This window comes from Sphingomonas sp., from assembly GCF_035714405.1.
GTDB lineage: Bacteria > Pseudomonadota > Alphaproteobacteria > Sphingomonadales > Sphingomonadaceae > Sphingomonas.
The window spans coordinates 563,292-580,245 of sequence record NZ_DASTMA010000018.1 but is presented as its reverse complement, the minus strand read 5'-3'; the positions used below and the strand labels follow the sequence as shown (position 1 = coordinate 580,245).

10 protein-coding genes are annotated in these 16,954 nt (G+C 69.3%); 3 read left to right on the top strand and 7 right to left on the bottom strand.

All coding sequences use genetic code 11. The features are described 5' to 3' along the window. Positions 1 to 128: 128 nt before the first annotated feature. The 7 genes from VFQ64_RS09665 to VFQ64_RS09635 form a co-directional block, all read right to left on the bottom strand. Positions 129 to 383, bottom strand: coding sequence for a DUF350 domain-containing protein (locus VFQ64_RS09665; RefSeq protein ID WP_325103075.1), 255 nt, complete (start codon positions 381 to 383; stop codon positions 129 to 131). 10 nt (positions 384 to 393) lie between these two features. Beyond that, positions 394 to 552, bottom strand: a complete 159-nt coding sequence (locus tag VFQ64_RS09660) for a hypothetical protein (protein ID WP_325103074.1) — start codon at positions 550 to 552, stop codon at positions 394 to 396. Beyond that, complete coding sequence (locus VFQ64_RS09655; protein ID WP_325103073.1) at positions 549 to 1,916, bottom strand: DUF4178 domain-containing protein; 1,368 nt, start codon at positions 1,914 to 1,916, stop codon at positions 549 to 551. Before VFQ64_RS09655 ends, VFQ64_RS09660 begins: the two co-directional genes overlap by 4 nt. A gap of 150 nt (positions 1,917 to 2,066) precedes the next feature. Beyond that, positions 2,067 to 2,750 (bottom strand): DUF4178 domain-containing protein, encoded by a 684-nt coding sequence (locus VFQ64_RS09650; protein WP_325103072.1) that lies wholly within the window; start codon positions 2,748 to 2,750, stop codon positions 2,067 to 2,069. Positions 2,751 to 2,756: 6 nt separating this feature from the next. Continuing rightward, positions 2,757 to 3,761, bottom strand: a complete 1,005-nt coding sequence (locus VFQ64_RS09645) for an SPFH domain-containing protein (RefSeq protein WP_325103071.1) — start codon at positions 3,759 to 3,761, stop codon at positions 2,757 to 2,759. A gap of 209 nt (positions 3,762 to 3,970) precedes the next feature. Then, the gene (locus VFQ64_RS09640) at positions 3,971 to 4,981 is read right to left on the bottom strand and encodes an LLM class flavin-dependent oxidoreductase (RefSeq protein WP_325103070.1); all 1,011 of its coding nucleotides are present in this window, start codon (positions 4,979 to 4,981) and stop codon (positions 3,971 to 3,973) included. Further along, complete coding sequence (locus tag VFQ64_RS09635; protein ID WP_325103069.1) at positions 4,981 to 5,886, bottom strand: alpha-L-glutamate ligase; 906 nt, start codon at positions 5,884 to 5,886, stop codon at positions 4,981 to 4,983. The genes VFQ64_RS09640 and VFQ64_RS09635 overlap by 1 nt, the downstream gene beginning before the upstream one ends. 278 nt (positions 5,887 to 6,164) lie before the next feature. Between VFQ64_RS09635 and VFQ64_RS09630 the strand changes: the two genes are divergently transcribed. Genes VFQ64_RS09630 through VFQ64_RS09620 form a run of 3 tightly spaced genes read left to right on the top strand, consistent with a single transcriptional unit; the run spans position 6,165 to position 16,892 of the window. Next, positions 6,165 to 7,907, top strand: a complete 1,743-nt coding sequence (locus VFQ64_RS09630; protein ID WP_325103068.1) for a ShlB/FhaC/HecB family hemolysin secretion/activation protein — start codon at positions 6,165 to 6,167, stop codon at positions 7,905 to 7,907. Positions 7,908 to 7,932: 25 nt separating this feature from the next. Next, complete coding sequence (locus tag VFQ64_RS09625) at positions 7,933 to 13,740, top strand: filamentous hemagglutinin N-terminal domain-containing protein (RefSeq protein ID WP_325103067.1); 5,808 nt, start codon at positions 7,933 to 7,935, stop codon at positions 13,738 to 13,740. Next, entirely contained in the window at positions 13,737 to 16,892 is a 3,156-nt protein-coding gene (locus VFQ64_RS09620; protein ID WP_325103066.1) for a CHAT domain-containing protein, read from the top strand. Before VFQ64_RS09625 ends, VFQ64_RS09620 begins: the two co-directional genes overlap by 4 nt. Positions 16,893 to 16,954: the final 62 nt, after the last annotated feature.

The window sequence follows — 16,954 nt, the reverse complement described above, 5'->3', positions numbered from 1 at the left end:
AGCAACCCACCCCGGCGAAGGCCAAGGCCCAATTGCCATGGTGTCAGATGGTGCAATGCACCCCTCGCCGTTCGCCGATCCTGGACCCCGGCCTTTGCCGGGGTGGAAGAAGAGTGCACTTCGACGATTTACCCGACGATCGCGGCGGCGATGATGATCGCCAAACCGAGCGCGACCGCCGAGGCGAGCCGCGCGAGCGCCTGATTGCCACGGCAGATCTCCCCCCAGATATCGACGGGTGAGATCTTGTCCCAGAGCCAAAAGCTGCCGGCGAGCACGACCATGCCGATCACGGCATATAGGAAGGTCGCGAGGATGACGGTGCCGGAGAGCAGCCCGCTGGTGGTGACGCCGGTGACCGCGGCCGAAAGCGTGAGTAGCATGTGGAACCCCCTATTTGTGCTGCGGACCGCCGGCGCGGTAGCCACCGCCGGCGTAGAAAAAGCCTCCGCCACCACGCGCGAAGGGCGAATAGCCGTTGCGCGCGGCGAGGAAGTAGAGCGCGACGACGCCGAGGCAGAACAGCGCGAACAGCAAACCCGAACGGCTCATTCCTCGTCATCCTCGTCATCGTCGCTCGATACGGTCACCGGCGCCAGGCGGCGCGTCTCGAAGCCTGCATGGCGCATCAGCGCGATCAGCGGCCAGATACCGATCAGCAGCACCGCCAGGAAGAAGGGTCCGGCAAAGCCCCCGCCGCGATCGACCGTAACGCTGACCGGAACCGTCGCGGGGCCGCTGTCGACCGGGGCCCCGGCACCGAAGATGCCGGTTACCGCAGCCGGCGCCTTGGGGTCGGTCCATTTGTGCGCGCTCGCCTCGACCACCAGGTCATAGGTGCCGGCGGGGATGGAGGCGAAGCCCGTCGTCGGTGAGCGGTCGCCTTCGCTCCAGTTGCCGTCGGAGTCGCGGCCCCGGTAATATTCGGCCGTCGCGGTGGCGCCGTAGCTCGCCTGCGTCGCGCGATTGACCAGCGCGTAGTCGAGGTCGATCCACTGGTTGTCCAGCTGGCCCGCGCGACCTTGGATGCGCACCTTCTCGCGGCCGGGCACGGTGATCGGGCCGAGCACGGCGGTCTGCTCGGCGCCGTCGGTGCGAACCTGGAGCTCACGCTCGAGCACGCGGCGCGTCCCGGCGGTGCCGATCGCGATCACCAGACAGGCGGCGAGCGCCAGCGCCGCGACCAGGAAGGCGTCGCGCATTGCGGTGCGGTAGGGGGAGGGCTCGTGCGGCGCGGGTGTGCCGCTGTAGGAGCGGCGGCGGGGCTCGATCCCGAACGCTGCCTCGACGACGCCCCAATCCTGCATCTCTGCCGCCGTCCAGGTCCGCTCGTTGCCATTCTCCTCGCAGACCAGCATCGTGCCGGGGCGGACATAATCCGTCTCCTGCACCTGCTCGCCGACCCGGGCGCGCCAGTAGAATTCACCGACCACGAACTTGGTGTGGACGGGATAGGTCCAGCCGAAGCGCTTGAAGCGTCTGCCCTGCCAGTTGACCTCCCCCGAACGCTCGACGCCCCCGAAACCGATCTCCGGCAGGGCAGCGAGCAGCCGGCCGAGACTGAAGCGGCGGCCATCGTCGATCAGAAAGGCATACCCCTCATAGGGGTTGAACAGCAGATATTCGGCCCAGGCGACCTCGCCGTCGGTGCGCTCCTGATAGCCGACCACCTCCCAGGCGCTGCCGTCGAGCGTTCCGCGTGTGCCGAGCGCGATCTCGGGCACCCGCATCGCCGCGCTGGCGCGGGCGACGAGGCGGAGTTCGGGGGTGGTCGCGTCCAGCGTCGAGCCGCAATGCTCGCAGACGATCGACACGGTGTTGCCGGCCGCGCGCAGCGCGATGGTACCGCCGCAGTTGGTGCAGTTGAGCGGGCGGACGGTGGAGGCGGCGCGTTCCGCGATGATGGTGTCAGCCACGCGCGCCTGCTTCTGCATCTTCCGCGGCGAAGGCCGGGGCCAAGTCGCAACGGTGCTCGTAGAGAGGCTTCACCGTGAACAACGCCGCAGCTCGAAGCTGGGCCCTGGCGTTCGCCGGGGAAGATGTCCCGTTCACCCGAGCCGCGAATTTCACGCTGCGAACCTCGGCTTCGGCCAACCGTCAAAGTCCCGCAGCCCCGTCGCCGCGATCTCCGCCAGCGTCACATAGCGGCCCGCATAGGCAGACACGCCCTCTCGCCCCGGGCCGCCATCGTTCTGCAGCGTCGCGGCGCCGCCGTCTGGGCGCTGGAGGTCGATGCTGACCGCCCTGGTGCCGATGGGCGTGGGGAACGGCAGTTCGCCCTCCGCCCCGACGCACTCAACGGCCTGGACGTCGTTCACGACATAGTCGAGTGCTGCGATGGTAGCAGTCATTCCCGGTTCGACCGGCCGGCCGGCGGCGAGCCGCGCCACCGCTTCGCCGTCGAACACCGACGCCTCGGCCTCGCGCAGCAGCATGAAGCGCCCCGACGCCTCGCCCAGCCAGCCATAGCTGCCGTCGCCATAAACCACGCACCACTCGTTCCAGGCGCCGTCCGCCCAGCGCCAGCGAACCCGGCCGACAATCTCGAACGCCCGCGCGCCGTCACGGCCACGGACCCCGAGCTGGAGCGGGCTGACGTCCTCGGGCACCTCGGCAACCTTGCCGACCGCCTCCAGCACATCGCCATGCCGGGTCACCGCAGTGCGGCAATAGTCACAGACCTTCACCGCCAGATTGGCGGAGCGGAAGCTGAGCGCGGCGCCGCAGTTGGGACAATTGGTATCGAGCATGGCGCTTTAGCCCATCTTGTCGAGCCAGGCCGCCTTCTTGGCGTCGAAGTCTCCTTGCGTGATCGCGCCCATCTGGAGCAGCTTGTGCAGCTTCTCGATCTGCGCGAACGCATCCTCGCTCGACACTGGGGCAGCTGGTGGCGGAGCCGCGCCCGCGCCTGCCATCTGCGCGCCCGCCATCTGCTGACCCATGGTCTGGCCGATCGCCATGCCCGCGCCCATGCCGGCCATGCCGCCGCTGGCGCCCGCCGCCTCGTCGATCGAGTCGGCGGTCTGGAAGCGGGTATATTGGTTCAGGTCACCGACGACGCGCATCGAGCTCGCCTTGTCGAGATACTCCTGCACATTCTCGGGCAGCGACACGCTCTCGACATAGAAGGTCGTGCACTTCAGCCCCCATTGCTCGAAGGCGGGGGCGACCGCCTCAAGCAGGCGCTCGGACAGCAGCTGTTGGTTGCCGGCGAGGTCGAGAAAGGCGATCTCGCCCTTGCCGAGATCGGAAGCGATCGCGGTGTTGATGACGCCGCGCAGCTGCGGCTCCACGTCCTGCACGGTCAGCCGCTCGAGCGTGCCCATCAGCTTGGCCGCGAACACCGCCACGTCGTCGACGCGGAAGGAATAGGAGCCGAACGCGCGGATGCGCAGCGCCCCGAACTCCTTGTCGCGCAGCGTGATCGGCTGCGGCGTGCCCCATTTCAGCCCGGTCTGCTCCTTCGTCGTGAAGAAGTAGACGTCAGCCTTGTACGGCGACTTGAAGCCGGTCTGCCAATTCCGGAGCGAGGTCAGCACCGGCATGTTCGCGGTGTCGAGCGTGTGCAGCCCCGGTCGGAAGGAGTCGGCGACGCGGCCCTCGTCATAGAACAGCGCCAGCTGCCCGTCGCGCACCGTCAGCTGCGCACCATTCTGGATCTCGCGATCCGCCATCGGATAGCGCAGCGCCAGGTCGCCCGGCTGTTCGGTCCAGTCGATGACGTCGACCATCTGCTTCGACAGGAAATCGAAGATACCCATGTGGCGGCTCCCGTAAACGTTGGTGCTGTTTTAGTGGATTGCTACACCGGGTAAAGCGCAATCGGACGGAGAGGAGGCCGAGCTCGCCTGTCCGACTCTCTCCGGCGAAAGCCGGGGCCCAGATGCGCCCATCCTACGAACCGGTCTGCTAATGGGTCGGCGCGGCCGATTGGACCCCGGCTTCCGCCGGGGAGGGTTGCTGCTCGTTATCAGTACATGACCTGCTGGGAAAACCGCTCCATCTCCTCCAGCTGCGGGCTCATCTGGAGCAGCAGCAGGTCGAGGCCGGCCGCTTCATACTCTTCGATCCGCTCCTTCAGCTGCTCGGGCGTACCCACCAGATTGGGCCGCAGCCCGCGATTGGAGACGCTGTACTCCTGGATCTTGAGCTCGCGCTCCAGCTGCGTACCCGACAACCATTGGTCGAAATTGGCATAGCCCGCCGGTAGCTCGGAGACGGTGGTGATACGCTCCAGCTCGCGCTTGGCTTCCGCCTCGGAGTCCCGGACAATGGCATAGGCGGCCATGCCGTACTGCATCGGCGGTTTGCCCGTCGCCGCGCGCCGCGCGGCCATGTCGGCGATCTTGGGCGCGATCGCGTCCGCCGGATCACCGTGCATGACATAGGCGTCGCACTGGTTCGCGATCAGCGCCTTCGCCTTTTCGCTCTCGCCGCCGGCGTAGACGGTGGGGCGCTTGACGGGCTTGGGCGAGCAGATCGCGTCCTCGGTGCGATAGAACTGCCCGGCGAAGCTGAACCGCTCCTGTGTCCATAACCCATCGACGACATCCAGCCACTCGGCGGTGCGGGCGTAGCGGTCGTCATGCTGGTCGAACTGCAGCCCGTATTGCTTGGCCTCGTCCGCCCACCAGCTGCTGACGACGTTGAGCGCCAGCCGCCCGCCGGCGATGCGGTCGATGTTCGCCGCCGCCTTGGCGAACAGGGCGGGGTGGTGGAAGTTGGGGCGGACGGCGACCATCAGCTCCAGCGTCTGCGTCACCGCGGCGATCGCGGCGGCGGTGCTCCAGGCGTCGAGCGCGGGCTGCTCGACGCCCTTGATGTCGTTGAGGTTGAGTTCGGCGATCAGGCTGAGGTCATAGCCCCAGCGTTCCGACGCCTGTGCCAGCCGCTTGGCATAGTCCCAGGTCGCCTCCATACCCTCGTCGGGTACGTTACGCAGCCAGCCGCCGAACACGGGCATCCAGTAACCGTAGCGCATCAGGCGCGTGCCTCCTCGATTCTCGCGACCAGATAATCGACGAGCCGGTCGTGCGGGTCCCAGCCGAGCACGTCCATCGGCTTGGCGACGAAATTGGACAGCGCATTGATGTCGTAGAAGCGGGCGACGCCATCGCGGTCGTCGACCATCACCTCGACCCCGCCGACGTCCAGATCGACCGCGCGGGCGATCGCTTCCGCCGCCTCGATCAGCTCGGGTGCCGGCTGCACCGCCTGCATGGCGATGCCGGAGCCCTCGACGCAGGCGTCCGCCGGGCAAAGGTCGAACGCGCCGCCGCCCGCGACCTCGATGGCGTACAGGAAGCGCCGGTCGAGCGTCTCGATCCGCGTGATCGCACCGCCGCGCACGGGTACATAGTCCTGAACAAGCAGCACGCCATCGACGCTGGTCGGTAGCTGGCGCTCGGCGACGGCCCAGCGCAGCTCCGCCATGTTGTCGAAGCGCGTAATGCCCGCGCCCGAGCCACCGATATTAGCCTTCACCACCAGCGGAAAGCCGACCTGCTCGGCCGCCGCCGGCACGTCGGCGGCGCGATGCACGACGCGCGTTTCGGGGATCGCCAGGCCGAGGCCGGCGATCAACGACAGCTGTCGTGCCTTGGACGCGTCGATCGCCAGCACGTCCGCGCCGTTGACCACCCGCACACCGCCGCGCCGCCAATGATCGAGCAGCGCCATGGTGTGAAAGATCGGGTGCTCGTCCGCGCGCAGGAAGCTGGACATGGCGATGCGGTTCAGCACCACGGGAGCCGGCGGCGTCGGGGTCGACGGATCCCATGCGCCGTGGGGGTGCAGCGCGATATATTCCACGCCATGCCGGTCGAGTGCCGCGAACAGCGGCTTGAACCACGCGGGATGTTCGTAAAGCACGGCGAGATCAGTCATTTGCCGGCCCTGCCATGCACCACTTCCGGCCACCAGCCCCCAGGTGCGGGCATGGGGCCGATGCCGGAGGTAACGGCCCTTGCCGTAGCGTCAACATAGCCCCGGGCGCGCGCGGTAACAGTCAGCGCAACGGCGTGCGGCCGTTTGACTAAGCAAAAGCAAAAGCGGTAGCACCATCGCAGGGCGGCGGAGTCGTCCGGGCAGGCAGAGGCAGCCACGCGGACAGAGGCCGGGGGGACGGGCCGATCGCGCGGACGCTTCGAGACGGGGGGATACAGATGAGCAGGCAGATACGCCTGGGCTTCGCTTCGACGCTGGCAATCGCGTCGGTCTGGCCGGCGGTCGCGGCGGCTCAGTTGCCGCCGCAGGCCGTACCCTCGCGCGAAGAGATCACGCCGCCGGCGCCGACCACGCGCCCCGGCACGACGACATCGGTCGATGCGCGCGCGGCGTTGACGCAGGCGGCTTGCCCGTTCGAGGACTCGCCGATCCGCCTGTCACTCAACGCGGTGCGGTTCAGCCGTCCTGACGGCAGCCCATTGCAGCCGCCGATCGCGGAGACCCTGGCCGAGCTGGACACCCCCAGCGGCGACCAGCCGATCCGGGTAATCTGCGACATCCGCGACCAGGCCAATGACGCGCTGCGGCGCGACGGCTGGGTCGCATCGGTGCAGATCCCGCCGCAAAGCATCGAAACCGGAGAATTGGCGCTGCAGGTGGTGACCGCGCGCATCACCGAAATCCGCGTCCGGGGGACGCCCGGGCCATACCGCACCGCGTTGGAGGACCGGCTCAACGAATTGCGTTCGCTGGATCCTCTCAATGAACGCGACGCCGAGCGCGCGCTGCTGCTGGCGGGCGACGTGCCGGGCCTCGACGTGCAACTCTCGCTGCGGCCGGCGGGCACGCAATCGGGCGACGTGATCGGCGACCTGCTGATCAGCTATCGACCCTTTTCGATCATCGGCAATGTGCAAAACTACAACAGTCGGGCACTCGGCCGCGAGGTCGGCTATCTGCGCGGCGAGATCTATGGCCTGACCGGGCTGCAGGACGTGACCTATCTCGGCGTGTCCTCGACCGCCGACTTCGAAGAGCAGCGGATCGTCCAGGCCGGCCATACCTTCGGGCTGGGGCTGCAGGGCGTGTCGCTGGGCCCGCGCATCATCTATGCGTGGTCGCGCCCGGACCTGGGTGTGCTCGAGCTCGAGACCAAGACGCTGATCGCGGGCTTCGATCTGGTCGCGCCGGTCAAGCGATCGCTCGCCACCAATCTGCGCGCCGGGCTGGGCTTCGACTATGTCGATCAGCGGACGACGGTGACCACGGGCGCCGGCAAGTCCCCGCTTAACCTAGACAAGCTGCGTGTCCTGTTCGCGCGGCTGAGCGGCGACACGACGGGGCGGCGCGGCGACGGTTCGATCTTCTACCAGGCGCGGGGCGGACTGGAAGTTCGCAAGGGGCTCGGCATCTTCGACGCGTCGCCGGTCGGGGCCTTCACCGGCGCCGGGCCGCTGCCGTCGCGCTTCGATGGCGACAGCCGTGCAGCGGTGGTGCGGCTCGATGTCGACGGAACCGTCGCGCTCAACCGCATCTTCTCGATCTCGGGCGCGGTGCGGGGACAATATGCGGATCGCCCGCTGCTCAACTTCGAGGAGTTCAGCCTCGGCAACCTGACCATCGGTCGCGGCTACGATCCGGGCGCGAACAGCGGCGACCGCGCGATCGGCATTCGCGGGGAGGTGGCGGCGCAGCTGCCACTCAACTCGCCCGTCGTGACCACGCAGGTCTTCGCCTTCTACGATGCGGTGTGGCTGACCAACCTCGACCGCAACGCGACGGAGGTCGACCGCCATCTGCGCTCCTATGGTGCCGGCTTGCGCCTGCAGGTGGCCAACCAGCTCCAGCTCGAGGTGATTTATGCGCATCCCCGCGACCGTGCGCTGACCATCGACGATGGCCCGCCGCCCAACCGCCTGCTCGTCTCGCTGACCGCCAAGTTCGACCCGCGCGCGCGCTGATACGAAGAATATCGGGAGAGTCCGCATGACCCGCACCGCCACCGTTCCCGCGCTCCGCCGCAGGCTCGCGCTCTCCACCGCGCTGGGAATGACGCTCTGCGTCCTCGCGGGACGGGCGACCGCGCAGGTGCAGGGCAGCTTCGGCGACGTGGGCAGCACCGCGGCGGACGGCTTCAACCTTCCCAGCCAACAGCCGACCTTCCAGGTCACGCCGCAGACGCCTACCGCGGGCGAACGGCTCGACGTCGACCTCAACGCGCGCAACACGGTCATTGACTGGGTGTCGTTCAACGTGCCGGCGGGCCCCTCCGCGGCGCAGGTCAAGACCGTCAGCTTCAACAACGCGCTGTCGAGCGGTAGTGCGGGCAAGGCCGTGCTGAACCGTGTGACCGGGGCGACGGCGACCGAGATCAGCGGCATCGTCACCACCGGAACGCGCAACGCGGATCTGTCCGTGACGCAGGGCGCCGGCAACATCCAGGTGTGGATCGTCAACGGCAACGGCATCCTGGTGGGAGCAGGCGCCAACTTCAACACCGGCGGCCTGGTGCTGAGCGCGCTGGGCATGGATGCCAACAACGCCGACGCTTTTCGCAACACGGCGTCGGGCGGTGCGTACAATGTACAGTTCACCAGTCCCGCGGCTTCGTCCGCCGCGATCGCCAGCGCCGCGGGGGCGCCTGCGCTCATCAACACCAACAACGGCGTGCTGGCGCTGATCGCGCCCCGGATCGACACCAACATCAACTTCAATTCAGGCAGCGGCGCTACCGCTTTCGCGATCGCGACCGACGTCAGCCTGTCGACGACGCCGGGCGGCCCGCTCTCCGTAACGTTGAACGCGGGAACGCAGCTCCCCAGCAGCACCATTGGCGGCGCCGTGGTGGGCGACCGGGTGTACGCGCTCATCAAGCCGCAGGACACGTTCGACACGCTGCTGTCGGTGACCGCGCCGGTGACCAATGCCACGGTCAACGCGGCTGGCGTCGTGGTGCTATCGGGTGGCGGCCTGACCGCGGCGGTGGGCACAGATGTGCTCGGCACGGGCGGCGCGAACATGGCCGGCGACGTCGCGGACGCGGTGGTGTCCTCCGTCGCCTTCGCGACGCCCGTCGGTGCCGGGCCGACGCCGCCGAGCGCGGGCACGGTCAGGCTCGAGGCGACTGGCGCGGTGACGGTCAGCGGCGCGGTGAGCAGCGGCGCGGCCTATGCCGTCACCGGCACGACGGTGGCGCTGGGCGCGGGTGCCGTTGCCGCCGCGCAGACTGCGGCCGGCGCGGTGACGCTGACCGCCACGGCCGGCGCGGTGACCATCGCGTCGGGTGTGACGCTGACCGCGGACGGCGACGGCAGCGGCGATCTGCTGACCGTCGGCGGCGCCGCCACGACCGCGTTGACCGCAACCGGAGCGACGCTGCGCGCCGGCGGCGCGGGCACGGGCGAGTTCCGGCTGCGCACCGCGACGAACACGACCGGCGTCGATCTCGGCAATGTGGTCGCGGGCACTCTGTCGCAGACGATCGCCGCCGGTGCCGTGACCGCTGGCATCGATCGCTCAGGTAACGTCGCCGCCGGCTCGCTGATGCTATCGGGCACGAACAGCGTGACGACCACGGGCACCCTGGCGGTAACCGGCGCGGTGGCGACCGGCGACGGGCTGACGCTGCGCGGCAATGCCGGCGTGACGATCGGCGGCACGATTGCGAACATAGGCGCGGCCACGGGCAACGTCACCGTCACGGCGGTCGGCGCTGGCGCTGCGGTCAGCGTGCAGGGCAGCACACTGGCAGGGGCGCTAACCCTGGCAGGTGGTACGGGCGGGATCAGCTTCACCGCGCTCGGTGCCGCTGGCGACAAGATCATCGAGACGGCGGGCGCCGTCGGCGGCACGTCGATCGATGGCGGTCGGGCGTCGCTTCGGACCGTCGGCGCCAGCCCGATCAGCATCACCGGCGCGGTAGGAGCCTTAATCCCGCTTACCTCGCTAAGGATCGATGGCGGCACGGGTGTGACGATCGGCACCGTCGGTAGCGGCACCACCGCCCTCGCATCGGGTACGTTGATCGTCGGCAGCAACGCTGCGCCGGGCGCCTTTACGGTGAACGGCGCGACATCGGTCAACACCGTGGATATCCGCATGTTCGGCGGTTCGCTGAGCTTCGGTGGTGCGGTCGCGGGCAACGGTTCAGGCGCATTCACCGTCAACACAAACGGCGACACGACGCTCGGCGGCCCGATCACGGGCTACACCAGCTTTAGTTCGGTCGGTGCCGGTGCGGTGCGGCTGAACGGTGGCGCAGTGAGCACCAGCGGTGCCCAGACCTATGGCCAGCAGCTGATCCTGGGCGCGAACACCGTGCTGACCGGGACCGGCGCCACCTTCACCGGCGGTATCGCGGGGAGTGGCAACGACCTGGCGCTCAACTTTTCGACGGCGCAGACGCTGACCGGCGCTGCCCTCACCGGCGTCCGCAACCTGGCCACCGATACGGTCGGCGCGCCTGCGGGCGGCACGACGCTGGTGGGGACGATCGCGACCAGCGGCACCCAGACCTACAATGACGCGGTGACGCTGAGCGGCCCGACCGTGACGGTGCAGAGCAGCGGCACCGGCACGGGCGGCAACATCACCTTCGCAGGCCCGCTCGACGGCGCGAGCGCGCTGGTCGCGACGACCGCGGGTACGCTGACCTTTGGCGGGACCGTCGGGGCAACACCGCTGACCAGCATCGCTGCGACCGGCGCCGGAGCCGTGCAAATCCAGGGCGCAAGCGTCACGACGACGGGGTCGCAAGCCTATTCCGCCACGACGCTGAACGGGACCAGCGCGGGAACGGTGACGCTGAACGCAGGTGCCGGCAACGTCGGCTTCACCGCGCTGAACGGCCCACGTGGGCTGATCGCGAACGCGACGGGCACCACGGCGCTGCCGGGCGGCGGCAGCGCGCTCGCGTCGGTCCAGACGAACGCAGGTGGCACCACCAGCGTGTCCGGCGTGCTGACGACGGTGGGCGCGCAGATTTTCGGCGACCCGGTCTCGCTGACCGGCGCGACCACGCTCTCGGGCTCATCCGCGTCGTTCAACGCCGGGCTGACCGGCAACGGCAACGATCTGACGATCAACAGCTCCGGCGCGCAGCTGCTCGACGGCACGATCACCGGGGTGCGCGATCTGACCACGGATGCGGCCGGCACGCTGACGCTAAACGGCGCGATCACGACGACCGGTTCGCAGAGCTATGGCGAAGCGGTGACGCTCGCGTCCGCTGTGACGCTGACCGCGGGCGCGACCAGTGTGATCACCTTCAACGGCACCGTCGACGGTGTGCAGTCGCTGAGCACCAGCGCGCAGGTCACCAACTTCAACGCAGACGTGGGCGGCACGGCGCCGCTGACGTCGCTCGCGGTCACCGGCGCGACTTCGATGGGCGGCGCGGCGACGCGAACAGTTACCACGACGGGCCAGCAGAGCTATGGCGGCGCGCTCTCCCTCAATCGTGATGCGGTGCTGATCGGCAGCGGCGCGACCTTCGGCGGCGACGTCAACGGCTCCGCCGCGGCGCGAAGCCTGACGCTGCGCTTCTCCGGCGCCAATGCGCTCGCCGCCAATCCGTTTGTCAATGTCGGTGACCTGCGGATCGACGGCGCCGGCACGACGACGCTGAACGGCGCGGTCGCGACCGAGCGTTCGCAGACCTATGTCTCGCCGGTCGCGCTCGCCGCCCCGGTTGTGCTGACCAGCAACGGCGCCGGCGCGGTTAGTCTGGGCGCGGTGACGGGCGCGCAGACGTTGATCGTCAACACCGGCGGGGTCACCACATTCAACACCACCCTGGCTGGACTGACATCGCTGACCACGGACGCGCCCGGGTCGACGATCCTCAACGCCGGCGTATCGACCAGCGGCGCCCAGACCTATGGCGACGCCGTGACCCTCGGCGGCAACCTGACGTTGGCCAGCACCGCCGCCGGCTCCATCCGGTTCGGCGGCACGGTGAATGGCGCAAGCTCCCTGAGCGTGAACACCGCCGGCCTGACCACTTTCGATGGCGCGGTCGGCGGCGGCACCGCGCTCGGCAGTCTCGCCAGCACCGGCAGCGGCGCGGTCGTCGCCAATGGCGGAGCAATCAGGACCACGGGCGGGCAAAGCTTCACCGGCCAGCTGCGGCTCGGCGCCGACACGGTGCTGACCGGCGCCACGGGCGTTTTCGCGAGCGGCGTGCTGGGCAATGGCAACGACCTGACCCTCAACTACTCGGGCACGAGCAGCGTCGGCGGCAACTTCATCGGGATCGACAACCTCGTCACTGGGGCAGGGGGTCGCACCGAGCTGTCGGGCGTGATCGAGACCGCCGGCGGGCAGAGCTATGGCGACGCGGTGACGCTGACCGCCGCGACCACGCTGCGCAGCGGTGCGGCTGGGGCGGGACCGGGCGCGATCACCATGGCCAGCACGCTCGACGGCGCGCAGGCGCTGTCCGTCAGCACCGGCGGGGCGGCGCAGTTCACCGGCCCGATCGGCGCCGGCGTGCCGCTCGCCTCGGTGACGGTGAACGCAGCGAGCATCACGGCGGGCCAGACCAATGCCGCCACGACGCTGAGCCTGACGAGCGCGGGCAACATCACGCTCGCCGGTGCGCAGGCCGGCGGCAATGCGACCTTTGACGCAGGGGGCGCCGTGACGCTGGGTCAGGTGCTCGCCGGACCGGCATCCACGATCTCGGTGCGCGGGCTCGACGTGACGATCACGGGCATCCAGCGCGCGAACACCGTCACCTTCACGAACCGTGCGCCCGCCACTACGGCGGTCAAGCTCGGCACCGGCACCTCCACCGGCGGCTTCGCCCTGTCGAGTGACGAGGTGAACCTCGTCGAGGCCGGACAGCTGACGATCGACGCCGGGAGCGGCAATGTCGAGCTCGGTACGCTCGCTTTCGATGCCGACGCCGGCAGGACGCGGGTCGACGTGCTCACGACCGGCCGCCTCGACGTGACCGGGGCGGTCTCGGGTGCCGGCGCCGGCCGCACCTTCCGGCTAGGCGGGTCGACCAACCCGGCCGCCAAGGCCAGCGTCATCCGGGTCACCGCGACACCGAGCGCCGGCGGACGCTTGCTGTTCGCCGACGCCGATCTCGACCTGCGCGGTGCCCGCATCGGAGTTGGCCAGGCGGCCGGGTTCCTCGACCCGATCGGCTTCGGCACCGCGACGGGTCAGTCGGGGGCGCAGGTCAGCGACACCTTCATCAGCAACCCCAACTCGTCGCTGTACGATGCGACGTTCGGGGGGGTGGCTTACACCGCTCCTGCCTTGGTCACCGCGCGCAGTCTGACCGTCCGCTACACCGACTATGCCTTGTTCCAGAATACCGGGGTGCCGGGCATCAGCTCGGGCGTGACGCTCGGCAGCGCCGGCGGGCCGCAGCCCGGCACGCTGGTGGTGCAGGGCCCAGGCAATGCCAACAACGGTTTCGCCTATTTCGGGACGATCGGCGGGATCGAGGGCAATGCCGCCGCCGTGCTCGGTGCGACCGTCACGCCGGTCAGCAACACGGACCCGGCGAACACGCGCATCAACGGCTGCCTGGTCGGCTCGGGCGCCGGCTGTCTCACCGCCGTCGTGAGCCAGCCGTTGCTGGCCATCTTCGACAGCAGCCGGGCCAAGGTGTTTGGTGCCGGCGACGATCTGGCGGTGCCGTTCGATCCGGTGGTCGGTACCAACAACGAGGCGCTTTTCTCCGGTGTCGGACTGATCGACGGTAGCCTCATCGACGTCGAGTGCACGCCGGAATCGACCGATCCGGGCTGCGTGCAAGCCAAGGAGCAACCCAAGTGACGAAGCGCCTCGCCGGACTTGCTCCCAACCTCGGTCTTGTGTCCACCGCCGCCTTGGGCCTGTCGCTGGCGGCGTGCACCACCACCGGTAGCGGCATCATCGCGCAGCCGGACAGCTATAGCCTCGGCCGCAACGCCGCGGGCGAGCCGTGCACCGCGACGCGCAACTGGCGCGACCAGGCGGTGGCCGATCCGTTCGACCAGAGCTGGTCGATCGGTTGCCGCAACGTCACCGCCAGCCGTTCGCTGGGCACGGTGCGCGTCCTGCGCCGCGCCGGGGGACGCGCCGCGATCGACCAGGCGCTCAACTGTGGTGAGGCCCGTCCCGTCACCCTGCCGCGGATCGGCGCGGTCCAGGCGCGCCGCTGCTACGACGCCCTGCTGAACGCGCCCACCGTGGTGTTCGAGACCCGCCGCGAAGGCAAGATCACGATCGTGTCCGCCGCGGAGACGGTGCTCGGACCGGCGGAGGAAGCGGTGCGGCTGATTGGTGGCATCCAAGGTCCGTCCGATGACGGCGGACGCGCCACGGCGTCGGCGATCAAGGTCGCCGAGCTCGGCACGGCACCCGGCGGCGACCGGGCCGCGAACAGCGGCGATTTCGATCCCGCCGTGGCGCTCGCGGACGGCATCAGCCTCAACTACAAGGGCCTGTGGGTGCAGGCGTCGCGCGTGCTCAACGACGCGCTGAGCCGCTTACCCGCGAGCGCGCCGCCGGCGACACGGGCGGAGTTGTTCCTGGAGGCCGGGCTGGCCGACTCGAACATCCGTTTCAACGACTCTGCCACCGCGCATTTCGCCGAAGCAGACGCGTTGCTCGCCAACACGCCCGCCGGTACATCGCCGTTCCTGACCCGAAAGCGCGATGCGTATCGTTCGCTCGACCTGCTCAACCGGCGACAGTACCGTGCCGCGCTGACCGCGCTCGACCGGCTGGTGAGCACCACCCCGACCGGCCAACCGCTGCAGGACATCGCGGTGATCCGCCTGCTCAACCAGCCGCGCAACGCAACGGGCGTGAGCAGTTCGATCGCGGTGCCCGAAACCGCGGCATTGCAGCAGCTGGTGCTCGACGCACAGGGCAGCTGGGCGCGTTCGGTCGCGCTGCTGGCGCTTGGCGACGCGGCCGGATCGCAAGTCGCGCTCGACCGTGCCACCGCCGCCTATCGTCCACTCATCACCGACCGCATCGACCCGACGCTGGTGCTGTGGCTCGGCGCGCATATCAATCGCCAGCAGGGCCGGCTGGAGGCGCGGCGCAAGCAGTATCCGGCCGCGATCGCCAGTTTCGATCGTGCCCTGGTCGAGCTGCGGCGTGGCGCCGTCAACACTGCGGGCACCGGCAACGAGCCCGTGATCGCCGAGACCGCATTGGAGCGGGCGACGATCATCGCCGATCAGGGCGGAGATCCCGTCCGTGTGCGCCGCGAGTTCAATCAGGCGATCGACGCGCTGATCCAGGCCAACGAATCGGGCGCGGGGGCGCTACCTCCGGGCGTCGAGCGGTATCTCGATCTGCTCGTGGCCGAGGCCGAGGCGGCACCGTCGCCCGACACCTATGAGCGATTCTTTCGCGCCGCGCAGGCGGTGGGCGAGCCCGCCGTCGCGCGACAGTTGAGCCAGCTTCAGGCGGTGGTCACCGCCGACCCGGCGATCGGCGTCAAGGTGCGCGACCGGTCCGAGCTGGAGCGGACCATCACCCGGCTGCGCTACGACATCGCCGCCGCCGCGCAGGCGGGGCAGGCGACCGCCGCGCTCGACCAGCAGCGCCAGGTCGCCGAGGGCAAGCTGCTCGCCCTCGACGCGGAGCTTGCGGGCTCCGGCCGGTATCGCAGCATCGACGATCGCCCGGCGACCATCACCGACGTGCGCCAGGCGCTGCGGCCGGGTGAGGGCTTCCTCAAGATCGTTCAGCTGAACCGCAAGGCATATGGCGTCTTCATCAACGCCGAGCGCGCGTGGATCTACCCGGTGGCGCTGCCCAAGGCGCCGCTCGACGCGATCGCGGCATCCATCCGCGCTTCGATCGACGGCAAGCTGCCGGTTTCGCTGGTGCCGTTCGCGGTCGCCGAGTCCTACGCGCTGTTCGGGCTGCTGACGGGCCCGGCGACCGACGCGGTGCTGAAGTCGACGGCGCTCGTCGTCGATCCGGCGGGGCCGTTGCAGAACCTGCCGGCGTCGGTGCTGGTCACCGACCGGGCCAGCGTCGACCGCTATCGCGCGACCGCAAAGGCGGCGCCGTTCGACTTCAGCAAGGTCAATTTCTTGGCCTCGAAGGCGACGATCTCGACGGCCGTGTCGCCGCGCTCCTTCCTGGTCGCCCGTGCCCTGCCGCCGTCTGCCGCCAAGCAGCCCTTCCTAGGACTCGGCGAACATGCGGCCGCAGTGGGGGACGGCGGCGCGCCTCGTCAGGTCAATGTCGGCTTCGGCTGCACCGTCAACTATTCGACGCTCGCCGACCTGTCGCGACAGATTCCGCCGATCGAGCGCAAGGAGCTGGTGATCGCCGCCACGGCGCTCGGCGTGCCGGATGCGCCGGAGATCACCGGCGCGGCGTTCAGCGATACCGCCGTGGAGGCACGGACCGACCTCGCCGATTTCGAGGTGCTGCACTTCGCGACCCACGGCCTGGAAGAGGGCGTGTGGGGCTGCAACAAGTCGCCCCCGGCGCTGGTCACCTCCTTCGGCGGCGCCGACTCGGACGGGCTGCTCAGCTTCTCCGAGATCGCGCGTCTTCGCCTCGACGCCAACCTCGTCGTGCTGTCCGCATGCGACACCGCGTCGGGCGTCAAGGACGAGGCACTGGCGCGGCGATCGGGCCAGGAAGAGGCCGGCTCGACACTGGAGGGACTGGTACGCGCGTTCCTGACCGCGAACAGCCGGGCGGTGCTGGCGACCTTCTGGCCGGTGTCGGCCGGTGGCGAGACCGACCAGTTCATCAAGTCCTTCTACGGCGTCGCCCGCGAGCGCACGATCGGCGGGTCGCTGCAGACCGCGCAACAAGCGTTGATGACCAACCCGGAATATTCGCATCCCTTCTACTGGGGACCCTACTTCGTCGTCGGCGATTCGACCAAGATGATGCTGTCCGGCAGCGCGGCTCGGCAGGTGCGGGCGACACCGGACCAGCCCAAGACGATCGCGGCGCGCTGAGCCGGAACCGCTTCGCCGGGCGTCCGTCGTGGCGCCGATTGCGGCATATTCCTGTGCCCGGC

Excerpts from the sequence above, each read along its gene's own strand:
- VFQ64_RS09630 (WP_325103068.1), top strand. The coding sequence starts at position 6,165 with ATGAGCAGGCAGATACGCCTGGGCTTCGCTTCGACGCTGGCAATCGCG.
- VFQ64_RS09650 (WP_325103072.1), bottom strand. The coding sequence starts at position 2,750 with ATGCTCGATACCAATTGTCCCAACTGCGGCGCCGCGCTCAGCTTCCGC.
- VFQ64_RS09640 (WP_325103070.1), bottom strand. The coding sequence starts at position 4,981 with ATGCGCTACGGTTACTGGATGCCCGTGTTCGGCGGCTGGCTGCGTAAC.
- VFQ64_RS09625 (WP_325103067.1), top strand. The coding sequence starts at position 7,933 with ATGACCCGCACCGCCACCGTTCCCGCGCTCCGCCGCAGGCTCGCGCTC.
- VFQ64_RS09665 (WP_325103075.1), bottom strand. The coding sequence starts at position 383 with ATGCTACTCACGCTTTCGGCCGCGGTCACCGGCGTCACCACCAGCGGG.
- VFQ64_RS09645 (WP_325103071.1), bottom strand. The coding sequence starts at position 3,761 with ATGGGTATCTTCGATTTCCTGTCGAAGCAGATGGTCGACGTCATCGAC.
- VFQ64_RS09660 (WP_325103074.1), bottom strand. The coding sequence starts at position 552 with ATGAGCCGTTCGGGTTTGCTGTTCGCGCTGTTCTGCCTCGGCGTCGTC.
- VFQ64_RS09635 (WP_325103069.1), bottom strand. The coding sequence starts at position 5,886 with ATGACTGATCTCGCCGTGCTTTACGAACATCCCGCGTGGTTCAAGCCG.